Annotated in this window: 19 protein-coding genes; 5 read left to right on the top strand and 14 right to left on the bottom strand. The window is 64.0% G+C overall.

Going from position 1 to position 20395, the window contains the following annotated elements; genetic code table 11:
* Nucleotides 1-28: 28 nt before the first annotated feature.
* The 3 genes from gspL to PQR08_RS13795 are packed head-to-tail and all read left to right on the top strand — an operon-like array spanning nt 29 to nt 2651.
* Nucleotides 29-1375, top strand: a complete 1347-nt coding sequence (gspL, locus tag PQR08_RS13805; RefSeq protein WP_238285964.1) for a type II secretion system protein GspL — start codon at nt 29-31, stop codon at nt 1373-1375.
* The gene (locus tag PQR08_RS13800) at nt 1372-1875 is read left to right on the top strand and encodes a type II secretion system protein M (RefSeq protein WP_187608119.1); all 504 of its coding nucleotides are present in this window, start codon (nt 1372-1374) and stop codon (nt 1873-1875) included. The genes gspL and PQR08_RS13800 overlap by 4 nt, the downstream gene beginning before the upstream one ends.
* Nucleotides 1872-2651: a type II secretion system protein N gene (locus tag PQR08_RS13795; RefSeq protein ID WP_187608120.1), complete on the top strand. Its 780-nt coding sequence runs from the start codon at nt 1872-1874 to the stop codon at nt 2649-2651. Before PQR08_RS13800 ends, PQR08_RS13795 begins: the two co-directional genes overlap by 4 nt.
* A 3-nt stretch (nt 2652-2654) precedes the next feature.
* Here the strand turns inward: PQR08_RS13795 and PQR08_RS13790 are convergent, their stop codons facing one another.
* Together PQR08_RS13790 and PQR08_RS13785 are read right to left on the bottom strand one after the other, a co-directional pair.
* The gene (locus PQR08_RS13790; protein WP_408161492.1) at nt 2655-4199 is read right to left on the bottom strand and encodes an efflux transporter outer membrane subunit; all 1545 of its coding nucleotides are present in this window, start codon (nt 4197-4199) and stop codon (nt 2655-2657) included.
* Between the two features lie 185 nt (nt 4200-4384).
* The gene (locus tag PQR08_RS13785; protein ID WP_408161490.1) at nt 4385-4666 is read right to left on the bottom strand and encodes a hypothetical protein; all 282 of its coding nucleotides are present in this window, start codon (nt 4664-4666) and stop codon (nt 4385-4387) included.
* Nucleotides 4667-4872: 206 nt separating this feature from the next.
* On the opposite strand from PQR08_RS13785, the gene PQR08_RS13780 reads away from it, so the two are divergent.
* Both PQR08_RS13780 and PQR08_RS13775 read left to right on the top strand, forming a co-directional pair.
* Nucleotides 4873-5367 carry a MarR family winged helix-turn-helix transcriptional regulator gene (locus PQR08_RS13780; RefSeq protein ID WP_250482812.1) on the top strand — a complete coding sequence of 165 codons (495 nt, stop codon included), beginning with the start codon at nt 4873-4875 and terminating at the stop codon, nt 5365-5367.
* 124 nt (nt 5368-5491) lie between these two features.
* The gene (locus PQR08_RS13775; protein ID WP_408161487.1) at nt 5492-7054 is read left to right on the top strand and encodes a DHA2 family efflux MFS transporter permease subunit; all 1563 of its coding nucleotides are present in this window, start codon (nt 5492-5494) and stop codon (nt 7052-7054) included.
* 9 nt (nt 7055-7063) lie between these two features.
* Here the strand turns inward: PQR08_RS13775 and PQR08_RS13770 are convergent, their stop codons facing one another.
* The 12 genes from PQR08_RS13770 to PQR08_RS13715 all read right to left on the bottom strand — a co-directional run bounded on the left by PQR08_RS13770 (nt 7064) and on the right by PQR08_RS13715 (nt 20168).
* Complete coding sequence (locus PQR08_RS13770; protein WP_187608125.1) at nt 7064-7585, bottom strand: hypothetical protein; 522 nt, start codon at nt 7583-7585, stop codon at nt 7064-7066.
* Between the two features lie 152 nt (nt 7586-7737).
* On the bottom strand, nt 7738-9357 hold the full coding sequence (gene gshA, locus PQR08_RS13765) for a glutamate--cysteine ligase (RefSeq protein ID WP_408161485.1): 1620 nt from the start codon (nt 9355-9357) through the stop codon (nt 7738-7740).
* Nucleotides 9358-9582: 225 nt separating this feature from the next.
* Nucleotides 9583-10656, bottom strand: coding sequence for a bifunctional DNA-binding transcriptional regulator/O6-methylguanine-DNA methyltransferase Ada (gene ada, locus PQR08_RS13760; protein WP_408161483.1), 1074 nt, complete (start codon nt 10654-10656; stop codon nt 9583-9585).
* A 323-nt stretch (nt 10657-10979) separates the two neighbouring features.
* Nucleotides 10980-12320 (bottom strand): ATP-dependent protease ATPase subunit HslU, encoded by a 1341-nt coding sequence (gene hslU / locus PQR08_RS13755; RefSeq protein ID WP_187608128.1) that lies wholly within the window; start codon nt 12318-12320, stop codon nt 10980-10982.
* A gap of 12 nt (nt 12321-12332) precedes the next feature.
* Entirely contained in the window at nt 12333-12869 is a 537-nt protein-coding gene (gene hslV / locus PQR08_RS13750) for an ATP-dependent protease subunit HslV (RefSeq protein ID WP_187608129.1), read from the bottom strand.
* A gap of 374 nt (nt 12870-13243) precedes the next feature.
* On the bottom strand, nt 13244-13660 hold the full coding sequence (gene dksA, locus PQR08_RS13745) for an RNA polymerase-binding protein DksA (RefSeq protein ID WP_035499449.1): 417 nt from the start codon (nt 13658-13660) through the stop codon (nt 13244-13246).
* A gap of 565 nt (nt 13661-14225) precedes the next feature.
* On the bottom strand, nt 14226-15305 hold the full coding sequence (locus tag PQR08_RS13740) for a CobW family GTP-binding protein (RefSeq protein ID WP_408161480.1): 1080 nt from the start codon (nt 15303-15305) through the stop codon (nt 14226-14228).
* Between the two features lie 121 nt (nt 15306-15426).
* Entirely contained in the window at nt 15427-16626 is a 1200-nt protein-coding gene (locus tag PQR08_RS13735) for a class I SAM-dependent rRNA methyltransferase (protein ID WP_408161478.1), read from the bottom strand.
* A gap of 37 nt (nt 16627-16663) precedes the next feature.
* A complete protein-coding gene (xerC, locus tag PQR08_RS13730; RefSeq protein ID WP_250482820.1) occupies nt 16664-17623 on the bottom strand; it encodes a tyrosine recombinase XerC in 960 nt (319 codons plus the stop codon).
* A gap of 2 nt (nt 17624-17625) precedes the next feature.
* Nucleotides 17626-18345, bottom strand: coding sequence for a DUF484 family protein (locus PQR08_RS13725; RefSeq protein WP_408161476.1), 720 nt, complete (start codon nt 18343-18345; stop codon nt 17626-17628).
* Between the two features lie 15 nt (nt 18346-18360).
* Nucleotides 18361-19233 (bottom strand): diaminopimelate epimerase, encoded by an 873-nt coding sequence (gene dapF / locus PQR08_RS13720; RefSeq protein ID WP_408161474.1) that lies wholly within the window; start codon nt 19231-19233, stop codon nt 18361-18363.
* Nucleotides 19234-19283: 50 nt separating this feature from the next.
* Nucleotides 19284-20168 (bottom strand): lipid A biosynthesis lauroyl acyltransferase, encoded by an 885-nt coding sequence (locus tag PQR08_RS13715; protein WP_187608134.1) that lies wholly within the window; start codon nt 20166-20168, stop codon nt 19284-19286.
* Nucleotides 20169-20395: the final 227 nt, after the last annotated feature.

The raw sequence follows: 20395 nt of genomic DNA, 5'->3' as shown, positions 1-20395 counted from the left end.
CGCAGTCATTGATGAGAGGAAGTGGCCATTGAGCACACTGATCGTTTTATTACCACCGCGTGATCCCGCGGTGCGCTCGGAAGAGTGGCATCTGCCGGACATGCCGTTTCTGCTGCTCGACAAGCGCGGCGAGCCGCAACGTATCGGCCGCTCGGCGCTCGGGCTTCTGCCGCGTGCGAGCGCGACGGTGCTGATCGTCGCCGCGCGCGACACGCTCCTGCTCGCAGCTTCCTTGCCGCCGCTCAAGGGCCCGCGCTTGCGGCAGGCTCTGCCGAACGTCGTCGAGGATCAGCTGATTCAGGATCCGCAGACGTGCCACATCGCGGTCGATCCGGTCGCACTCGCCGATGGCAAGCGCGTGGTCGCCGTGATCGATCGCGGCTGGTTCCGCTTCGTGCTGGGCGCGTTTTCGGGCGCGGGGCATCGCAATGTGAAGGCCGTGCCCGCGATGCGTTGCCTGCCGGCTCCTGCCGCGGCGCCCGTCGAGGAAGGCCAGGAAGCCGAGGAAACGGAAGCGCCGCCGACGCCGTTCATCGCGGGTCTGCTCGGTCAGGTCGTATCGACCGCGCCCGCGCTGATCGGCGAGCTGGCCGCGCCGTCGCCCGCCACGTTCGGCGCGCCGCGCATCGAAATCGCGATTGCGCGCGGCGAGCGTGCGGCGCTTGGCGAAGGCCTCGCGCTGCCCGCCGATTCGATTCCCGCGACGCTCGCGGCGCTCGCGGGCGATCATCCCGCGACGCTCTATTCGCTCTCCGATCTTCCCGGCGACGAGCCGCGTCTCTCGGGTTCGCGCAATGCCGCCGCCGCGGTCGCCGGCGCGCTGCCGCTCACGTTCGAGGCGCTAGCGCGCAACGCCGTCGCGAGCCGCTTCGACCTGTGCCAGTTCGAATTCGCCGCGCAGCCGTGGCGCCTCGACCGCGCGACGATGCGTCGTCTGCGCGTGCCGATCGCGCTCGTGGCGGCGTCGATCGTCGTGTCGATCATCGGCGTCAACGTGCAGTGGTTGCAACTCTCGCGTCAGCGCGACGCGATCAGCGCGCAGGAGACCGAACTGCTGCTCAACGCGTTTCCGAAGACGACCGTCGTGCTCGATGCGCCCGATCAGATGTCGCGCAATCTCGATCGGCTGCGGGTGGCGTCGGGCGAACTGTCGCCGTCGGACTTTCTGTCGCTCGCTGACGGGCTCGCGCGCTCGCTCGGCCCCGTGCCGGTGAACGGCGTCGCGGGGCTCGACTATCGCGACCGTCGTCTGGAAGTGACCTTCAAGCCGGAAACGAAGGTCGATCCCGACCTGACGAAGCGCCTCGCCGCGAACGGCCTGAACGGTTCGATCGATAGCAACACCGGCAAATGGACGATCAGGAGCGGCCAATGAAAGCGGAAATCGCACGTTCACTGTCGGAATTCTGGGAAGTGCGCACGCCGCGCGAGAAGACGCTGCTGATGTGGGGCGGCCTCGCGCTCGGGCTCGTGCTCGTGTATCTCGTGCTGTGGGCGCCTGCCTACGAAGGCCGCGCGCGCTTGCGCGAAAGCCTGCCCGCGATGCAGCGCCAGCTCGCGACGATGACCGCGCAGGCCAACGACGCGCGCTCGCTCGCGCCTGCCGCCGAAGGCGTGATGCCGACGGGCGGCGCGTTGCGCGACGCGCTCGCGAAGTCGCTCGCCGACAACGGCATGCAGCCGACGCAGGTCCAGGTGATCGGCGCGGCGGTCCAGATCCAGTTGAAGAACGCGTCGTTCCCGAACTGGACGATGTGGCTCGACGACGCGCGCAAGCAGTTCAAGGTGCAGGTGTCGGAGGCGCATGTCACGGCGCTCAAGCCGGATGGCCAGGTGGATCTGACCGCGTCGCTGCAACCGGCCGGCGCGAAATGAGTTACTGGACGCGACGTTTCCGGCTCGCATTGCCGGCGCTTTTCGTGATCGTGATATCGGTCGCCGGCACGCTGCTCACGATGATGCCCGCTGCGTGGATCGTGCCGCAGTTCTCGAAAGCGACGGGCGGCCACGTGAATCTGGTCGATCCGGCGGGATCGCTGTGGAGCGGCTCGGCCACGCTGATGCTCGCCGCGGGCACCGACGGCGCGGGCGCGACGCTGCTGCCGGGGCGCATCGAATGGACGACGGCGTTCCTTCCGCTCTTTACCGGCCGCGTGCACATGACGATGCGTCAGACCGACGCGATGCCCGATGCCGTGACCGTCGATGCCACCACGCGCGGCGCGACAGTCACGGCAGGCCAGATTGCCGTGCCCGCGACGCTGCTCGCGGGGCTGGGCGCGCCGTTCAACACGCTGGACTTCGATGGCAGCGTGCGGCTTTCGTGGACGGAGTTTCGCCTGCTGAATCGCAACACTTACGGACAAGTGGTCGTCACGCTCGACGACATGGCTTCGCGCGTCTCGCGTGTGAAGCCGCTCGGGTCGTATCGCGTCGCGCTGCAGGCGCAGGGCGCATCCGCGACGATCGATCTTTCGACGAGCAAAGGGCCGCTCATGCTGACCGGCAACGGCGCGATCTCGCAGGAATCGACGTCGTTTCAAGGCACCGCGACGGCCGCGCCGGATCAGCGCGAAAACCTCGCCGGTTTGTTGAACCTGCTCGGCCGCCATACCGATCCGGATACGGTCGCGCTGACCTTCATGCGCTAGCAATCAGCGATTGGCGGTTTGCGTCGCGCTCGCAGCGGACGCAGCCGCGGCGGGCGCTTCGACACCGCCCGTCTCGCGATCCATCTGCGCGACATCCCAGCCGCCGCCGAGCGCCTTCACCAGTCCCACCGACGAGACCATCCGCTGCCCCGCGATATTCGCGAGCTTCTGCTGGGCGGTGAACGCGGTGGTCTGCGCGGTCAGCACGCTGATGAATGCGACCGTTCCCGCCTTGTACTGATTGTTGATGATCGCAAGCGCCTGCTGCGCCGATTCGACGGCCTGCTGCTGCACGACGATTTCCTTTTCCAGAATGCGCAGCGACGCGAGATTGTCCTCGACGTCCTGAAACGCGGTCAGCACCGTCTGCCGATACGTCGCGACGTTCTGATCGTAGGCGGCGCGCGCGGCTTCGGTGCGCGCGGAACGCAGGCCGCCGTCGAAAATGGTCGCGGCGATGTCCGGCCCGAGCGTCCAGAAACGCGACGGCGCGCGCAGCAATTGCGACAGCACCGAGCTTTCGAAGCCGCCTTGCGCGGAGAGCGTGAGCGTCGGGAAATAGGCGGCCATTTCGATGCCGATCTGCTCGTTCGCCGCGGCCGCCTTGCGCTCCGCCGACGCGATATCCGGCCGCCGTTCGAGAATCGCGGACGGCATCTGCACGGGCACCGTGGGCGGCGTTGCGTCGAGCGGAATCGGCGGAACGGAGAAGGTCGACGCCGGCTCACCGACGAGCACCGCGATCGCATGCTCGAACTGTGCGCGCGCGACGCCGTTATCGATGGCGGATGCCTGCGCGGATTGCAATTGCGTCTGCGCCTGAATCACATCGGAGCGCGCGACGATGCCCTGCGCGTACTGATTCTGCGTGAGCTTGAGCGATTGCTCGTACGCAGCGACGGTTTCGTCGAGCAGCTTCTGTTGCGCGTCGAGCGAGCGCAACTGGAAATAGCTCTGTGCGAGCGTGGCCTGCGCGGACAGCCGCGCGTTGGCGAGATCGGCGGCGGCGCCCTGTTGACCCGCTTTCTGCGCGGTGACGGTGCGTGACACGCTGCCCCACAGGTCCGGTTCCCAGGACGCGTCGAGCGAAAGGCTGAACTGGTTGTTCACCGAGCCTTGCTGGCCGAAGCTGGAACTGTTGGTCGACCGGTTGCCCGCGCCGGTTCCGGAGCGCGCAGCCGATGCCGCCGCGCCGATCGTCGGGAAATACGCCGCGCGTGCTTCGCTGACGAGCGCACGCGCTTGCCGGTACGCGGCCGCGAACTGCGCGATGCTCTGATTCGATTGATTCAGGCGCGTTTCGAGCTCGTTGAGGCGCTCGTCGTTGTAGACGGTCCACCAGGTGCCGCGATCGGTCTGGTCGGCGGGCTGCGCCACTTTCCAGCCTTCGGGCGCTTCCTTGTAGCTGGCCGGGACCGTTGTCGTGGGGCGCTGATAATCGGGGCCGACCGCGCAACCGGCGATGAACATCGCAAGCGCGGCGGCGAGCGCCGTGGCGGTCAGCGGGCGCGTGACGGTGAAAGCGGGAAAGGCGGGTCGATGCGGCATCTGCTTGTCGGGATTCCTGTCGGCGCCGCGCAGTCCGAAGCGACAGACGCGGCAAGCCGAAATGGTAACGGAACGCGACGGGCGCTTGTTTCGCGCGCTCGTCAGGCAGACGTTAGCGTAACGGGTTCGCCGTAAGGCGGGTGTTACGCCGCAGCAGGAATCGGTTACGACGCGTTACGGGGTCGTCACGCGCCGCCGGCGCCACCGCCGCCGTGGCAGGGTGCGGCGAGCAAGGGTCGGGAGGGCGACTTCTTCGGTGCGGAGGCTGCCGTCTTGCGCCGGTTCCGATTTTCGAACCATCCCATGCACAGCACGACGAACGAACCGCCCGGCAGCAGGAACACGATCAGATACAACGCAAGTTTCCACGAACTCAGCTTCGGCGGGACGAAGTGACGGGAAGCGTTGGCGATCAGGCTGCTGATGGGGCCGAAGCGTCGGCGAGCGGTGCGAACAAAGCGGGTCATTGGAAGGTCCTTCGGGCGTCGCGAACGACGGCAGGCGGTCAGAACATGGTCTCGGGCGGCGCATCTCGCGCGTAACTCGTTGCATAGAATAATATTGACTGTGCAACTACTTTTCAAGATACTGCTGATTGCTTTTTCGGTATTGTTGCCTTATCGAGACGCGACGTGGTGTCGCACTTTCGCATCAGCCGTTTGACCGATGTCGCATGAATAGCGAACCGCTTTACGATCCAGCAACGATTCAACTCGAAACGAGCCTCGGCTATTACCTCGCCAGGGCGCGCAACGTGCTCGTCATGCGCACCGACCAGGCGCTGAAGCCGCTCGACCTCACGTCGCAGCAAATCGGCGTGATGCTGCTGCTGGCGTCCGGGCGGGCGCGCACGCCGCTCGAGTTGTCGCGGGAAATGTCCTACGACAGCGGCTCGATGACGCGTATGCTCGACAGGCTCGAAAAGAAGGGCTTCGTGAGCCGTGCGCGAAGCGAGGCGGACCGGCGAATCGTCGAGCTTAGTCTGACGGAGCGCGGACGCGACGCGGCGGGGCGTTTGCCTGTCATCGGCGCGGCGGTGCTCAACGAGCAGTTGCGTGGTTTCAGCCGCGCGGAGCTGGATCTTTTGATCGCGATGCTCGCGCGCATCATCGGCAATACGCCGGCGGGAGATTGCGCGCCATGCTCGTTCGATGAAGCATTACCCTGAATAATCCGACGAAAGCGATGTTTTCTTCCGCAGATTTCACTGTCTGGGCAGAGAATGCCGCGACAAGAAATAGTTTGCATGCGATGCGCGCTTTGAGCGCCGTCCACGCGCCGGAGAACCAACGATGTCCACATCCGCGACCAGCACGCCCGCCGCGCCGCCCGCGCCCATGCAGCTCAAAGGCGGCATCCTCGCCCTGTTGACGATGGGCCTCGCGCTCGGCACCTTCATGGAAGTGCTCGACACGTCGATCGCGAACGTCGCGGTGCCGACCATCTCCGGGAACCTCGGCGTGGCGACGAGCGAAGGCACGTGGGTGATCTCGTCTTACTCCGTCGCGTCCGCAATCGCGGTGCCGCTGACCGGCTGGCTCGCGCGGCGCGTCGGCGAGGTGAAGCTGTTCACCATTTCCGTGCTGCTGTTTTCGATCGCGTCCGCGCTTTGCGGCCTCGCGCACAACTTCGAATCGCTGATCGCATTCCGGCTGCTGCAAGGCCTCGTCTCCGGTCCGATGGTCCCGCTGTCGCAAACCATCCTCATGCGCAGCTATCCGCCGGAAAAGCGCGGCCTCGCGCTCGGTCTCTGGGCGATGACCGTGATCGTCGCGCCGATCTTCGGCCCGGTGATGGGCGGTTACATCACCGATAACTACACCTGGCCGTGGATTTTCTATATCAACGTGCCGATCGGCGTGTTTTCGGCGGCGATCGCGTACTTCCTGCTGCGCGGCCACGAGACCAAGACGACGCAGCAGCGCATCGACGGCGTCGGGCTCGCGCTGCTCGTGATCGGCGTCGCGAGTCTTCAGATGATGCTCGACCTCGGCAAGGACCGCGACTGGTTCAATTCCAGCTTCATCGTGACGCTGGCGATCGTGTCGGCGGTGTCGCTCGCGTTCATGTTCGCGTGGGAGCTGACCGAGAAGGAGCCGGTCATCGACCTTTCGCTGTTCCGCGACCGCAATTTCGCGATGGGCGTGCTCATCACGTCGCTCGGCTTTCTTGCGTTCTTCGGCTCGGTCGTGGTGTTGCCGCTGTGGCTGCAGACGGTGCTCGGCTACACGCCGTGGCTCGCGGGCCTCGCCACCGCGCCGGTCGGCATTCTCGCGCTGGTGCTGTCGCCGATGATCGGGCAGAACATGCATCGAATGAATCTGCGCGTGGTGGCGAGTTTCGCGTTTCTCACGTTCGCGTTCGTGTCGCACTGGAACTCGACCTTCACGCTCGACACGCCGTTCCATCAGATCATCTATCCGCGACTGATTCAAGGCATCGGCGTCGCGTGCTTTTTCGTGCCGATGACGACGATCACGCTGTCCAGCGTCTCCGACGAGCGGCTAGCGGGAGCGGCAGGCTTGTCGAACTTTCTGCGGACCTTGTCGGGCGCGATCGGCACGGCAGTCAGCACGACCTTCTGGGAAAACGACATGATCCGCCATCACGCGCGGCTCACCGAGTCGGTCACGCCGTATTCGGCGGGCACGACGGCATACTCGGATCTGCTTTCGGGACTCGGTTTGTCGGGACAGGCGCTGACGGCGCAACTGGATCGCGTCGTGTCGGCGCAGGCGTACATGATGTCGACCAACGACTTTTTCCGCATCTCGTTCTATGCGTTTCTGGTGCTGGCCGCGATGGTCTGGCTGACGCGGCCGAAGAAGGGCGCGTCAGCCTCGATGGGACACTAGATTACTCACTTACTGAGGCGTGAGCGGCGTCGCCGACTGGCCCGGCTCGTCCAGCGGGATGACCTGTACTCCGCCGGGCGCGGCGGGCGGCATTGCGCCTGCCTGCGGCGTCGCCGATTTCCGCAGCCCCGGACCGTTTCGGATGAACTGCTTGAAGTCCGCGCCCGCTTCCCACGGATTCGGCTGGCAGCCGAGCGGATTGTCGCAATGCGCGGCGAAACCGATGGTCGCGGTGCCTTCGTTGGTCGGCGTCTTGGTGATCTGATAGGCGAGCGCGCGCTTGCCGCTCGACGGTCCGGCGGTCTGAATGATCGAATCCGTCACGGTCTGCAGCTTGTACTCCGAATGATTCGTGACCCAGACTTGCGCGCGCGCCCACCACGCGTCGCATTCGGCCTTGCTCATGCAAGTGAGCGGTTGGGTAGCCTGTTCCATGACGGTGCTGCTGACCTGATCCTGCACCGCGCAGCCGCCCAGGAGCGCGAGCGACGTCGCCCCCAGCGCGAGCGCGCCGAAGAACTTCTTTTTCATTGCTCCCTCGATCGTCGAAAAGTCGGCCATATTTTGCCCCGCCAAACCGGATGACGTTGTGACGCGTTTCCCTCTGTTGCATAAGCCGGTAAACATTGCCGGCGGCCAAAGGCGACCGCCCGGAAAAACCTGCCAGATGCAGCGAAGAGCGATTACGCGCTCGCGGGATTCAACGTGTAGACCTGATATGCCGCGATGAATGCATCGAAGGATTCGGTGTCGCTGCTTTCCACCACGGTCTGTTCCACCAGCGATTTCGCCGCCAATTCTTCCATCGCTCGTTCTTCATCGACGGAAAGCGGGCGCGCGCGAAAACCTTCCGCGTGACGCGCGCTGAGTTCGAGCGCGAACTCGTCGAAGGTCTGCTGCTTGTCGCGCATCGTCTGCAGCACGCGGGCGGACGGCGTGAGCGATGCATCGGCGATACGCGGCCGCAGTGCCACGAGCGCGCGCGTGTGCTCGTCATTGCCGTTGAGCGCGTCGAGCGTCCTCGCGACGGGTTCGATCGCATCGAACAGCTCTTCGGCCCATTGCTGCATCGGCACGTTCGCGCCGTCGCGTTGCAGCGTGAGGCCGGGCTTGCGTCCTTCCTTCGCCACCGTGCTGAAATTGCCGTTCGCCTCGATGTTCGCGTCGAACGGCAGCAATGGGCTGTCCTCCAGTGCGCAGTAGAGGAGATAGGCGTCGAGAAAGCGCGCGGTTTCGAGCGAGATGCCGGTCGGCACGAACGGATCGATGTCGAGGCAACGCACTTCGATGTATTGCACGCCGCGCTGCGCCAACGCGTGCAGCGGACGTTCGCCCGAATGCGCGACGCGCTTCGGGCGGATCGTCGAGTAGAACTCGTTTTCGATCTGCAGGACGTTCGCGTTGATCTGCACCCATTCGCCGTCGCGCCGCGTGCCGATGGCTTCGTACGGCGCATACGGCTGACTCACGGCTTTGGCGAGCACGTCGAGATAGGCGTCGAGGTTGTCGTAGCTCGGCAGGAGATCCGCCTGCGCGGGATTGTTCGCATAGCCGAGATCGCTCATGCGCAGGCTGGTCGCGTGCGGCAGATGGAACGTGTCGGCATCGAATTGTTCGAGATGATGCGTCTTGCCTTCGACGAAGCGCTTGTTCAGCGCTGGCGATGCGCCGAACAGATACATCAACAGCCAGTTCGTGCGGCGGAAGTTGCGGATCAGCGCGAAATAGCGTTCGGACTGGAAATCTTTCGCGGACAGCGTGCTCGACTTGTCGAGCGCCTGCCACGCGCGCCACACATTTTCGTTGAGCGAATAGTTGTAGTGAATGCCCGCGATGCATTGCATCGTGCGGCCATAGCGCAGCGCGAGCCCGCGCCGGTAGACGGTTTTCAACCTGCCGATATTCGACGTGCCGTAATAGCCGAACGGAATCTCGTCCTCGGGCGGCAGTGAATTGGGCATCGAGTCGTTCCACAGCAGCTCGTCGCCCATGTGCGCGTAGGCGAAGCGATGCAGCGCGTCGAGGCGATCGAGCGTGATCGAGATGTCGGATTCTGCGGGCGTGATGAGCTCGACGAGTGCTTCGGAGTAGTCGGTCGTGATGAGCGGATGCGTCAGCGCCGAGCCGAACGCACGCGGATGCGGCGTCATCGCGAGCTTGCCTTGCGGCGTCACGCGCAGGCTTTCCTTCTCGATGCCGCGCAAGCCTTGGCGCAACGCATCGGCATGCGGGCCGGACGCGAGCGCGGCAAGCCTGCGCTCATAAGCACCGGCCTTGGAGTGAGCGGAATTCTTGTTTGTCATTGAAGCAATCTGCGAGGAGCGCGAGCGCGAGCGGCGTGCGCCCGGTCGTATTTTTAGGGTAGCGGGCACTTTAACATCTCGGTGTCAGGCGTGCTTGAACCCAGACCAGGCAAGGGATTGCGGGGTTTTCGGGCGTTTCGCGGGGTGCGTTCCGGAGCCGGTTCGCGAGAGAAATCGAAGCGCTCGCGCGTCATGTCGACGGCGAGCGCCCGTGCTTCATGCGACCTAGTTGGTTTCGTTGCGAGTGCGCTCGGTTTCGAGCAACGCTTCCTTGCGCGGCTTGCCCCAGCGATACCCCGAGATCGCCCCGTCCTTGCCGATCACGCGATGGCACGGAATCGCGAGCGCCACCGGATTCGACCCGCACGCATTCGCCACCGCCCGCACGGCGCGCGGCGAACCGAGCGATTCGGCGATATCGCTGTAACTGCGCGTCTGCCCGTACGGGATGGAGCGCAGCGCGTCCCACACGCGCCGCTGAAACGCGGTCGCGCCGATGTCAAGCGGCAAGTCGAAACGCTCGCGCGTGCCTTGCAGATAAGCGCGAATCTGCGCGATGAACGGCTCCATCTTCGCGGCATCCTCGACGCGCTCGGCCTGCGCAAAGTCGGCGGCGAGTTGTTCGGCGAGCGTGTTCGCATCGTCGCCGAATGCGATCTTGCAGACGCCCTTGTCGGTGGCGGCGACGAGCACCGTGCCGAGCGGCGTCGTGGCGGTCGCGTAACGCACGGTCAGTCCCGCGCCCTTGCGCTTGAACGCCGACGGCGTCATGCCCAATTCGGTGGGCACCGCTTCATACATGCGCGATGGCGATCCGAAGCCGGCGTCGTGCGTCGCGCGCGTGACGTCGCGGCCGCGCTGCAACGCGTCGCGCAGCACGCCCGCGCGTTGCGCCGCCTGATACTGCCGCGGCGAAATGCCGACGATCCGCGAAAACAGGCGCTGCAGATGGAACGGGCTCACGTGCACGGCGTCGCTCAGTTGCGCGAGCGTCACGCGCTGCTGCGGATCGGCGTCGAGAACCTTGCATGCGCGCTCGACAATCGCCAGTTCGCGCGGCAGGCTCGTCGGCTGGCAGCGCTTGCACGCGCGGTATCCGGCTGCTTCGGCGGCGTCTGTAGTCGGGAAGAATTCGACGTTTTCGCGACGCGGCGCGCGCGACGCGCACGACGGCCGGCAAAACACGCCGGTCGTGCGCACGGCGAAGAAGAAGGCGCCGTCGGCGCGCTCGTCCCGCTCGACGACCGCCTGCCAGCGGCATTCGTCGGACGAAAAAAAAGAATCTGATACGGTTTTCATGACGACCTCGTGGCTCTTGGGTACGGGACCACTGTAGAGCCGTGCAGATGAGGTTACGCGCCGTTTCTTGCTCTGTCATCGGCGGGCGGAATCCGGAAAATGACGCGCAGATACCACAAATGGAAGCTATAGGGGTTTTTACCGAAATTTCTATTGCGTCGCAGCAAGTGCCTGTGTATTATTGGAACTGTCTCCTCCATGTCTCCTCCTGATATGGATTCAGCCCGCCAACTAGGCGGGCTTTTTTTCGTCCGTTGCATTTGCATCAGACGAAAAAAACCGGGCGCTTCAGCCCGGCTCTTTCCTGGACAACGCCGCCGCCGTTACAGCACGTAGCGGGACAAGTCCTCGTCCTGCGCCACATCGCCGAGCGCGCGGTCCACGTAAGCCGCGTCGATCCGCACCGGCTGGCCCGCATGATTGCCCGCCGCGAACGACACTTCCTCCAGCAGCTTTTCGATGACGGTATAAAGCCGCCGCGCGCCGATGTTCTCGGTCTTTTCGTTCACCGAGTACGCGATTTCCGCGAGACGCCGGATGCCTTCGTCGGTGAAATCGAGTTCGACGTCTTCCGTTGCGAGCAGCGCCTTGTACTGCTTGACGAGGCTCGCGTCGGTCGAATTCAGGATCGATTCGAAGTCCCCGACGGAGAGCGAATCCAGCTCGACGCGAATCGGGAAACGCCCCTGCAGTTCGGGAATCAGATCGCTCGGCTTGGCCAGATGGAACGCACCGCTCGCGATGAACAGGATGTGATCCGTCTTGATCATCCCGTACTTCGTGTTGATGGTCGTGCCTTCGACGAGCGGCAGCAGGTCGCGCTGCACGCCCGCGCGCGACACCTCGGCGCCGCCCGCCTCGCTGCGCGACGCGATCTTGTCGATTTCGTCGAGGAACACGATGCCGTTCTGCTCGACGTTCTGCACCGCCTTGCTCTTGACCTCTTCGTCGTTGAGCATCTTGCCGGCTTCTTCATCCGTGAGGAGCTTGAGCGCTTCCTTCACCTTCACCTTGCGCCGCGTCTTCTTGCCGCCGCCGATGTTCGCGAACATCGAGCGGATCTGCTCGGTCATGTCTTCCATGCCCGGCGGCCCCATGATGTCCATGCCGACTTGCGGCATTTCCACATCGAGCTCGATTTCCTTGTCATCGAGCGCGCCTTCGCGCAGGCGCTTGCGGAAAGTCTGACGCGTGGCGTTGTCGCCTTCGCTGCTCGACGACTCGGCCGCGCCGAAGCCGACCGGACGCGCGCTCGGCAACAGGATGTCGAGAATGCGGTCTTCGGCGCGATCTTCCGCCTTGGTGCGCACCTTCTTCATCTCGGATTCACGCGTCTGCTTGACGGAAATCTCGATCAGATCGCGCACGATGCTGTCCACATCGCGCCCGACGTAGCCCACTTCGGTGAACTTGGTCGCTTCGATCTTGATGAACGGCGCATCCGCGAGCTTGGCGAGACGGCGCGCGATCTCGGTCTTGCCGACGCCCGTCGGTCCGATCATCAGGATGTTCTTCGGCGTGATTTCCTGGCGCAGCGGCTCGGCGACCTGCTGGCGGCGCCAGCGGTTGCGCAACGCGACGGCAACCGCCTTCTTCGCGCGTCCTTGGCCGATGATGTGCTTGTCGAGTTCGGAGACGATTTCGGAGGGAGTCATGGTGGTCATCGCTTGGGTCCTTTATTCGATCGTCTCGATGACGCGGTTGTGGTTGGTGTAGATGCACATGTCGCCGGCGATGGTGAGCGCCTTTTCGACGACTTCGCGCGGCGCGAGATCCGTATTCTCGACCAGCGCCTGCGCCGCGGCTTGCGCGTACGCGCCGCCCGAGCCGATCGCGGCGATGCCGTGTTCCGGGTCGAGCACGTCGCCGTTGCCGGTGATGACGAGCGTCGTGTCCTTGTCGGCCGTGATCAGCATCGCTTCGAGCCGGCGCAGCATGCGGTCGGTGCGCCAGTCCTTCGCCAGTTCGACGGCGGCGCGCGTCAGATTGCCCTGATGTTTCTCGAGCTTCGCTTCGAATCGATCGAGCAGCGAGAACGCGTCGGCGGTGCCGCCGGCGAAGCCGACCAGCACCTTGCCGCCATAGATGCGGCGCACTTTCTTCGCGCCCCCTTTCATGACGATGTTGCCGAGCGTCACCTGACCATCGCCGCCCAGCGCGACCTTGCCGTCGCGGCGCACGGAGACGATGGTCGTGCCGTGAAATTGTTCCATGTGCGTTCCTTGTGAAAACCAGAAGGACGCGGGGCGGTTTCGTCGTCGAGCGACCGGCCGCCGCGCAGTCGAGAATTCGATGGAGTGCACGGCGCGGGGTTCCGTCCGGGCTCGAGGCCTCGGGCGGACGGCGCCGCGCGCGCGCCCGTCGCGATGATGCTTTTGCGGGGCGCGTCGAAAGCATTTTAGGGCGGCGCGAGATTTATCAAGACATACGGTGCCGGCGCTCGCCGTTTTTACCTGTCGGAAAGCAAAAAAGGGCACCCGTTCGATGGGTGCCCTTTTCCTGATGCGAATGCTTGTGTGCAGCTTTTTGCGGCGGCGTCTTCCCCGTGGCGGGCCGATCCCGCGACGCTCGCCTGCCAACGGCGATTTCAGTCGCCGAAAAGCTTCTGGCGCAGTTCGCGGCGTTCCTGAGCTTCGAGCGAGAGCGTGGCCGTCGGACGCGCGAGCAGGCGCGGAATGCCGATCGGTTCGCCGGTCTCTTCGCACCAGCCGTAATCGCCCGAATCGATGCGCGCGAGCGACTGCTGCACCTTCTTCAGAAGCTTGCGTTCGCGATCACGCGTGCGCAGTTCCAGTGCATGTTCTTCCTCGATGGTCGCGCGATCCGCCGGGTCCGGCACGATCACCGTTTCCCGCAGATTTTCGGTCGTCTGGCCGGCATTCTTCAGAATGTCCGCTTGTAACTGCTCGAGCCGGTTTTTGAAGAAGGCGAGTTGATCCTCGTTCATGTAGTCCTTCTCGCTCATCTTCAGGATTTCGGCTTCGGTCAAGAGTTTCGTTGTCATCTGCTTGCTTCTTCAATGTAAGGCGATGTCTTCGCAACGCCCGCACTTGCGTTGCCCGCATGCAGCGCATCAGTGCGCTTGGGCTGCGCGATGCGCCGATGCGGGGCCGAACTCCTCTGGAAACCGATCTTGGATGATGCTCCGGATGTCCGGGCGCATTCGCATGGCCCGGGATTTCCGGCCCCGGTGCTTTGTCTTGATTTGCCTTCCCCCGGCAAATCGAGGCATCGTCCCGACGGGACATCCCTTCTCCTGACTTCCGCCGAGCGAGCGTTTGATAGACGCACATCCGGCGAAACTGCCCTTCTCCAGTGGGGCTGTATTGTAACTGAACCGCAAATTCCGACGATAACGAGGAAAACCCTGTCAATTCGCGACGGAATTTCAAAAATATAACGCCTGGACGTGCAAAAAGCGATGTCGGTTCGTGGCCGCGACTACATACGCGCATCGAAAGTCAATCGTGAAAAACGCCGCACGCGAGGCATTCGCGTGCGGCGTTTTATTTCGATGCCCGTTTTTCGCCCCGCGTGAATTGCTCGATCCAAGCGAGATACGTGCCGGATTACTTCACGAGACAGGCGTCGAGGCCGTCGGTGATCAGATCCTGCGGCAGCTCGATGCCGATGAACACCATCTTGCTGTTCTTCTTCTCGATCGGCATCCACTTGCCGGCGAGGTCGCTGCCCATCATCTGATGCACGCCCTGGAACACGACCTTGCGATCGACGCCCTTCATGTACAGCACGCCCTTGTAGCGCAGCAGGCGCTCGCCATAAATCTGCAGAATGCCGCCGAGGAAGTCTTCGAGACGGTTCGGATCGAACGGCTTGTCGCTGCGGTACACGAACGACTTGATCTTGTCGTCGTGGTGCGCGTGATGGTGATGATGATGCCCGTGTTCGTGATCGTGGCTGTGATCGTGGCCGCAGGTCGAATGATCGTGATCGTCGTCATGCGCGTGGTCGTGCGCGTGATCGTGATCGTGATCGTCTTCCGCGAGGAAGTCCGGATCGATTTCGAGCTTCGAATTCAGATTGAAGCCGCGCAGATCGAAGATTTCCTTGATCTCGGCGTCGCCGAAATTCACGACCTTGATCGCCGCGCGCGGGTTCATGTGCAGCAGGCGATGCTTCAGCGCTTCGAGCTCGTCCGCCGACACGAGATCGGACTTCGTGACGAACAGGCGATCGGCGAAACCGACCTGACGCTGCACCACTTCGTGCTGATCGAGCTGCGAATTCGCGTGCTTCGCATCGACGAGCGTGATGATCGCGTCGAGCAGGAATTCGTCGGCGACGGTGTTGTCCATGAAGAACGTCTGCGCGACCGGACCCGGATTCGCGAGGCCGGTGGTCTCGATCACGACGCGGTCGAAATCGAGCGTGCCCGCCTTCTTGCGGTTGGCGAGATCTTCGAGCGCGCGCGCCAGATCGCCGCGAATCGTGCAGCAGATGCAGCCGTTGCTCATCTGGATGATCTGCTCGTTCGTTTCCTGCACGAGAATTTCGTTGTCGATATTCTCTTCGCCGAATTCGTTCTCGATCACGGCGATCTTCATGCCGTGCTGCTCGTTCAGGATGCGTTTGAGCAGCGTGGTTTTGCCGCTGCCCAGAAAGCCGGTCAGGATGGTTACGGGGATCATGGTGTCGCCTGTGTCCTTGTCTGTAATACGTAGATCGCACTGAATCGGCTATTGAAACATATTTGTCAAGCCGACGCTTCCGTGCGCCGCGCGGCGGTGCATCGCGCGCAGATTAGGCCGATCAGGCGATTTGCAACAGCAGCCCTTTCAGGTATTCGCCTTCCGGAAACGCCGTCAGCAGCGGATGATCGACGCCCGCGCCCAGCCGTTTCAGGATCCGCGCATCGACGCGCGCGTCGGCGGCCGCGCCCGCGACGATCTTCTGGAACAGATCCGCATCGATCGCGCCGGAGCATGAATACGTGAAGAGCAGCCCGCCCGGACGCAGCAACTTGAAGCCGCTCAGGTTGATGTCCTTGTACGCGCGCGCGGCGCGATCGACGGTTTCCTTCGACGGCGCGAACTTCGGCGGATCGAGCACGATCAGGTCGAAACGCTGGCCTTCGTCGTAAAGACGGCGCAGCGTCTTGAACGCGTCGGCGTCGAGCCATTCGGCTTTTTCCGCGTCGAAGCCGTTCGCCGTGACGTTTGCGCGTGCGAGCGCGAGCGCTTCGCCGGACGAGTCGACGGAAACCACGCGCGTCGCTCCGCCTTTCAGCGCGGCAAGCGAAAAGCCGCCGGTATAGCAAAAGCAGTTCAGCACTTCGCGGCCTTGCGCGTTCTGCGCGACGAGCACGCGGTTGTCGCGCTGATCGACATAGAAGCCCGTCTTGTGCCCGTTACGCACGTCGACGTGATAGCGCACGCCGCATTCGTTCGTGATGAGCGTCTCGGGCGGCGCGTCGCCGGCGAGCACGCCGGTCGTCTGTTCGAGGCCTTCCTTCTGGCGGATCGCCACGTCCGAGCGCTCGTAGACATTCGGGCAGCCGGTTGCCGCGATCAGCGCCTGCACGATCGCTTCCTTCCACGACTCGACGCCCGTCGCCATGAACTGGCAGACGAGTTGCGCGTGCGAACCGACGTCCGCGACGTAGTAATCGACGATCAATCCCGGCAAGCCGTCCGCTTCGCCGAAGATGAGGCGCGTGGCGCCGGTGTCCTTCACCATCGTCTGGCGATGCCCGACGGCGCGTTGCACGCGGCGCTTGAAGAACGCGTGATCGACAGGCTCGCTTTCGTCGAACGTCCAGACGCGCGCGCGAATCTGCGAGTGCGGGCTGTACGACGCGCGCGCGAGAAAGCGCCCGTCGGCGGCGCGCACGGTGACGGTGGCGCCGGGCGCGGGATTGCCGTCGATGCGCGCGATGGCGTTCGCGTAGATCCACGGATGGCGGCGGACGAGCGATCTGTCCTTCGCCGGTTTGAGCGTGATGGTGTTCATTGCAGTGACAAGTGCAGCGCGCGGAGCGCTGTCGGGATCAATCGCGCTTCTTTGCGCGCGGGTGCGCCGCATCGTAGACGCGGGCGAGATGCTGAAAATCGAGCGACGTATAAATCTGCGTGGCGGTGATGCTCGCGTGGCCGAGCAGTTCCTGCACCGCGCGCAGATCGCCGCTCGATTGCAGGACATGCGTGGCGAAAGAATGTCGCAGCACGTGAGGATGCACGTTCGACGGAATACCGGCCTGCAACGCGAGCCGCTTCACGCGCTCGCGCACCACGCCGGGCGACATGCGATTGCCGCGCACCGAGACAAAGAGCGCGTGCGGATCGAGCTTGACGAACTCGCCGCGCACGGCGATCCAAGCGCGCAATGCATCGATCGCCTTGCTGCCGACGGGCACTTTGCGCATGCGCTTTCCCTTGCCGAGAACCGTGACTTCCGCGCTTTCGAGATCGATCCAGCCCTCGGACGTATGTTCCTTGGTATCGACGTGACGCACGTCCAGCCCGACGAGTTCAGCGAGCCGCAAGCCCGACGAGTAGAAGAGTTCGAGAATGGCGTGATCGCGCAGCGCTTCGGTCGTGCCGGCTTGCGGCGCGTCCATGAGCCTCATGGCGTCATCGACGGAAAGTGCTTTCGGCAGTGTCTTGTCGCGTTTCGGGGCGCGCACGGTCGCGACGGGATTCGCGGGCATCTCGACGCGCTCGGCGAGCCATCGATAAAACGCGCGCCACGCCGACAGCCGATGCGCGATCGAACGAGACGACAGCCCGCCCGAGTGCGCCCGCACGACCGCGCCGCGAATATCGGCGGTGGTCAGCGATTCCAGCGGACGGCCTTTGGCGAGCGCGCGAAGCTCGCTCAACTCGTGCGTGTAGCCGCGCAGCGTGTGCTCGGACAGATGCCGCTGATGCTCCAGCATCGCGAGATAGTCGGCGATCGCGCCGTCCAGCGGGACTTCCTTCGGAGCGTCAGCGGCGGCGTCGGCGTTCATGTTCAGTACGGCAGCAAGCGAGACAGCGCGGCGCTCGCCAAGGCCCCGATGTGCGTGAGGAAGTCCGTCGCCATTCCTTCGTGGAAGCGTCGCGGATCGGGCGAGCCCATGACGAGCAGGCCGAAGCTCGGCGCATCCGGTCCGGCTTGCGGATCGCGCAACGCGATCAGCGACACGGATTCGATCTTGCGGTCGGTGTCGGGCGGGCCGTCGCTCGGCGGGACCGTCGCCGATGCCGAGTTCGCCGCGCCGAGCCACTGCGCCGCCGCGAAACCCGTGTTCGCGCCGCAGTACGGTGCAGCGAGACTGCTCGTGAAAATGCGCACTTCTTCGCCGACCTGACGCGCGAAATCCGCCTGCCGATACGCTTCGTCAATATCCCACACGCGCAGCGCGGCGTGCGGCACGTCGAAGACTTCGCACAGACCTTTGCTGATCGTCGCGGGCAACGCGTACGGATCGCGCTGCGAAATCACGCGCACGGTCCAGCGGTTGAACTTGGTCGAGATGCTGTCGTTCTCGTGGCCGTAGCGCAGCAGCTCGGCGAGACGCCGTTCGAGTTGCTTGTTCTTGTCGCGCAGCATTTCCATCTGGCGTTCCTGAAGCGACACGGCGGATTTGCCGTGCGGATTCGAAAGCCGGATGGTGCCGAGCAGTTCCGCGTGCTCGGCGAAGAAATCGGGGTTGTCGAGCAGGTAGTCGGCGACTTCGCGTGGATTCATGGTGACGTGTGTGCGTTAGACGATGCGATCGAGCTCGATTTCACCCTCGAAAACGGTCGCTGCGGGGCCCGCCATGAAGAGCGCGGCGGATTCGTCGCGCGCGCCGTTCCAGCTTATCGTGAGCGTGCCGCCATGCGTTTCGACGCGCACCGGCGTGTCGAGCACGCCGCGGCGGATGCCGGCGGCCACGGCCGCGCACGCGCCCGTGCCGCACGCGAGCGTTTCGCCCGCGCCGCGCTCGTAGACGCGCAGTTTCACCGAATGGCGATCGACGATCTGCATGAAGCCCGCGTTGACGCGCCTCGGAAAGCGCGCGTGACGCTCGATGAGCGGGCCTTCGGTCAGCACCGGATACGCCTCGACATCGTCGACGATCTGCACCGCGTGCGGATTGCCCATCGATACGACGGAGATCAGGCGCGTCTCACCGTTCACGTCGAGTGGCCAGAGAGTATCGTTGCCTTCTTTCCGGCCTTCGAGCCCTTGCGCGTCGAACGGCACGTGCGGCGGATCGAACACCGGCGTGCTCATGTCGACGACGACTTCGCCGTTTTCCTGCATCGTCAGCGTGATGATGCCGTTTTGCACCTGCACGCGTACGGTGGACGCGTCGGTCAGACGGCGATCGCGCACGAACTTCACGAAGCAGCGCGCGCCATTGCCGCAGTGCTCGACCTCGCCGCCATCGCAATTGAAGATGCGGTATTTGAAATCGACGCCGTCGATCGTCGGCTTTTCGACGAGCAGCAACTGATCCGCGCCCACGCCGAAATGGCGGTTCGCGAGCGCGCGCACTTGCTGCGCGGTCAGATCGAGTGCCTGCGTGTAGCCGTCGAGCACGACGAAGTCGTTACCCGCGCCTTGCATCTTGGTGAATTTCAGTTTCATGGCGCTATTGTATGTGACCCGCAAGTGCGGCGTTTCGCGCCGCGCCCGCTTCAGTAAAAGCTCGGCTCGCCCGGCGGGCGCGTCTTGAAGCGCTTGTGCACCCAGTAATACTGCTCGGGCATGTGCGGAATCTGCTCTTCCAGGAACGCGTTCATGCGGCGCGCGTCGGCTTCGTCGTCGCCGGTCGGATAGTTGTCCCACGGCTTGAAGATCTTCAGCCGATAACCCTTGTAGTCCGGCAGCACCTCGCCGATGAACGGCACGACCTGCGCCTTGCCCGTCTTGGCGAGCCGGCCGACAGCCGTCAGCGTGCAGGTCGGGACGCCGAAGAACGGCACGAACGTGGAGTTGCGCATGCCGTAGTCCATGTCGGCGCCGAGCATCACGGGCTTGCGGTCGCGCAGCCAGCGCAGCACGATGCGGGCGCTGTCGGCGCGGCTCGCCATGTCGGCGCCGAAGCGGGCGCGCTGCGTCTTCGCGAGCTCCTCGATCTGCGGATTCGAAAACGGCTGATAGAGCGATCCGCATCGCCGATGCAGCGAATAGTTCAGAAAGATCGACCCGGCTTCGATGCCGACGAAATGCAGGCCGAGAAAGAGCGTGGGCGGAAGATCGGGATCGGTGAGATCGACGGCGCTGTCCACCTGGATCAGCTTTTCGAGCTTTTTCGCCGAGCCGAACCATTGCACGCTGCGCTCGACGTAACTGCGGATCGCGTGCCGGAAGTGCTTCTGCGCGATGTCCTCGCGTTTTTCGTCGGACCACTCCGGAAAGCACAGCTTCAGATTCGTGTGGACGATGCGCTTGCGCCGGCTCGGAATCTGATAGAGCAGCCAGCCGAGGCCGTCGCCGAAACGCGCGGTGATGCCGTAAGGGATGAGCGCCAGGAACTTGAGAAAGCCGATGGCGAGCGCCACGCCGATACGCCCTAGCATGAGCGGCTCCAGCGAGCGGACGGACGACCGCGACGTGCGGATGATTGATGCGTGGCGGGTAGCGACAAAAGCGTTCGGCTCTGTGAAAACAAGGGAAACCGGTATAATAGAACCTTCGCCGAGTTAATGGACAACTTGCGGGGCGAAGCGGGCTGGAGACTTCTGAACTTCTGGAAGTCGCCGGCCCGGAAAGACATCCGCTAAAGCGTCGCCGCTTCAGACTCCAA

Source organism: Caballeronia jiangsuensis (genome assembly GCF_046030135.1).
In the GTDB taxonomy this organism is placed as follows: domain Bacteria; phylum Pseudomonadota; class Gammaproteobacteria; order Burkholderiales; family Burkholderiaceae; genus Caballeronia; species Caballeronia jiangsuensis.
The sequence above is the reverse complement of the archived record's forward strand: the minus strand, read 5'-3'. Positions and strand labels throughout refer to the sequence as shown.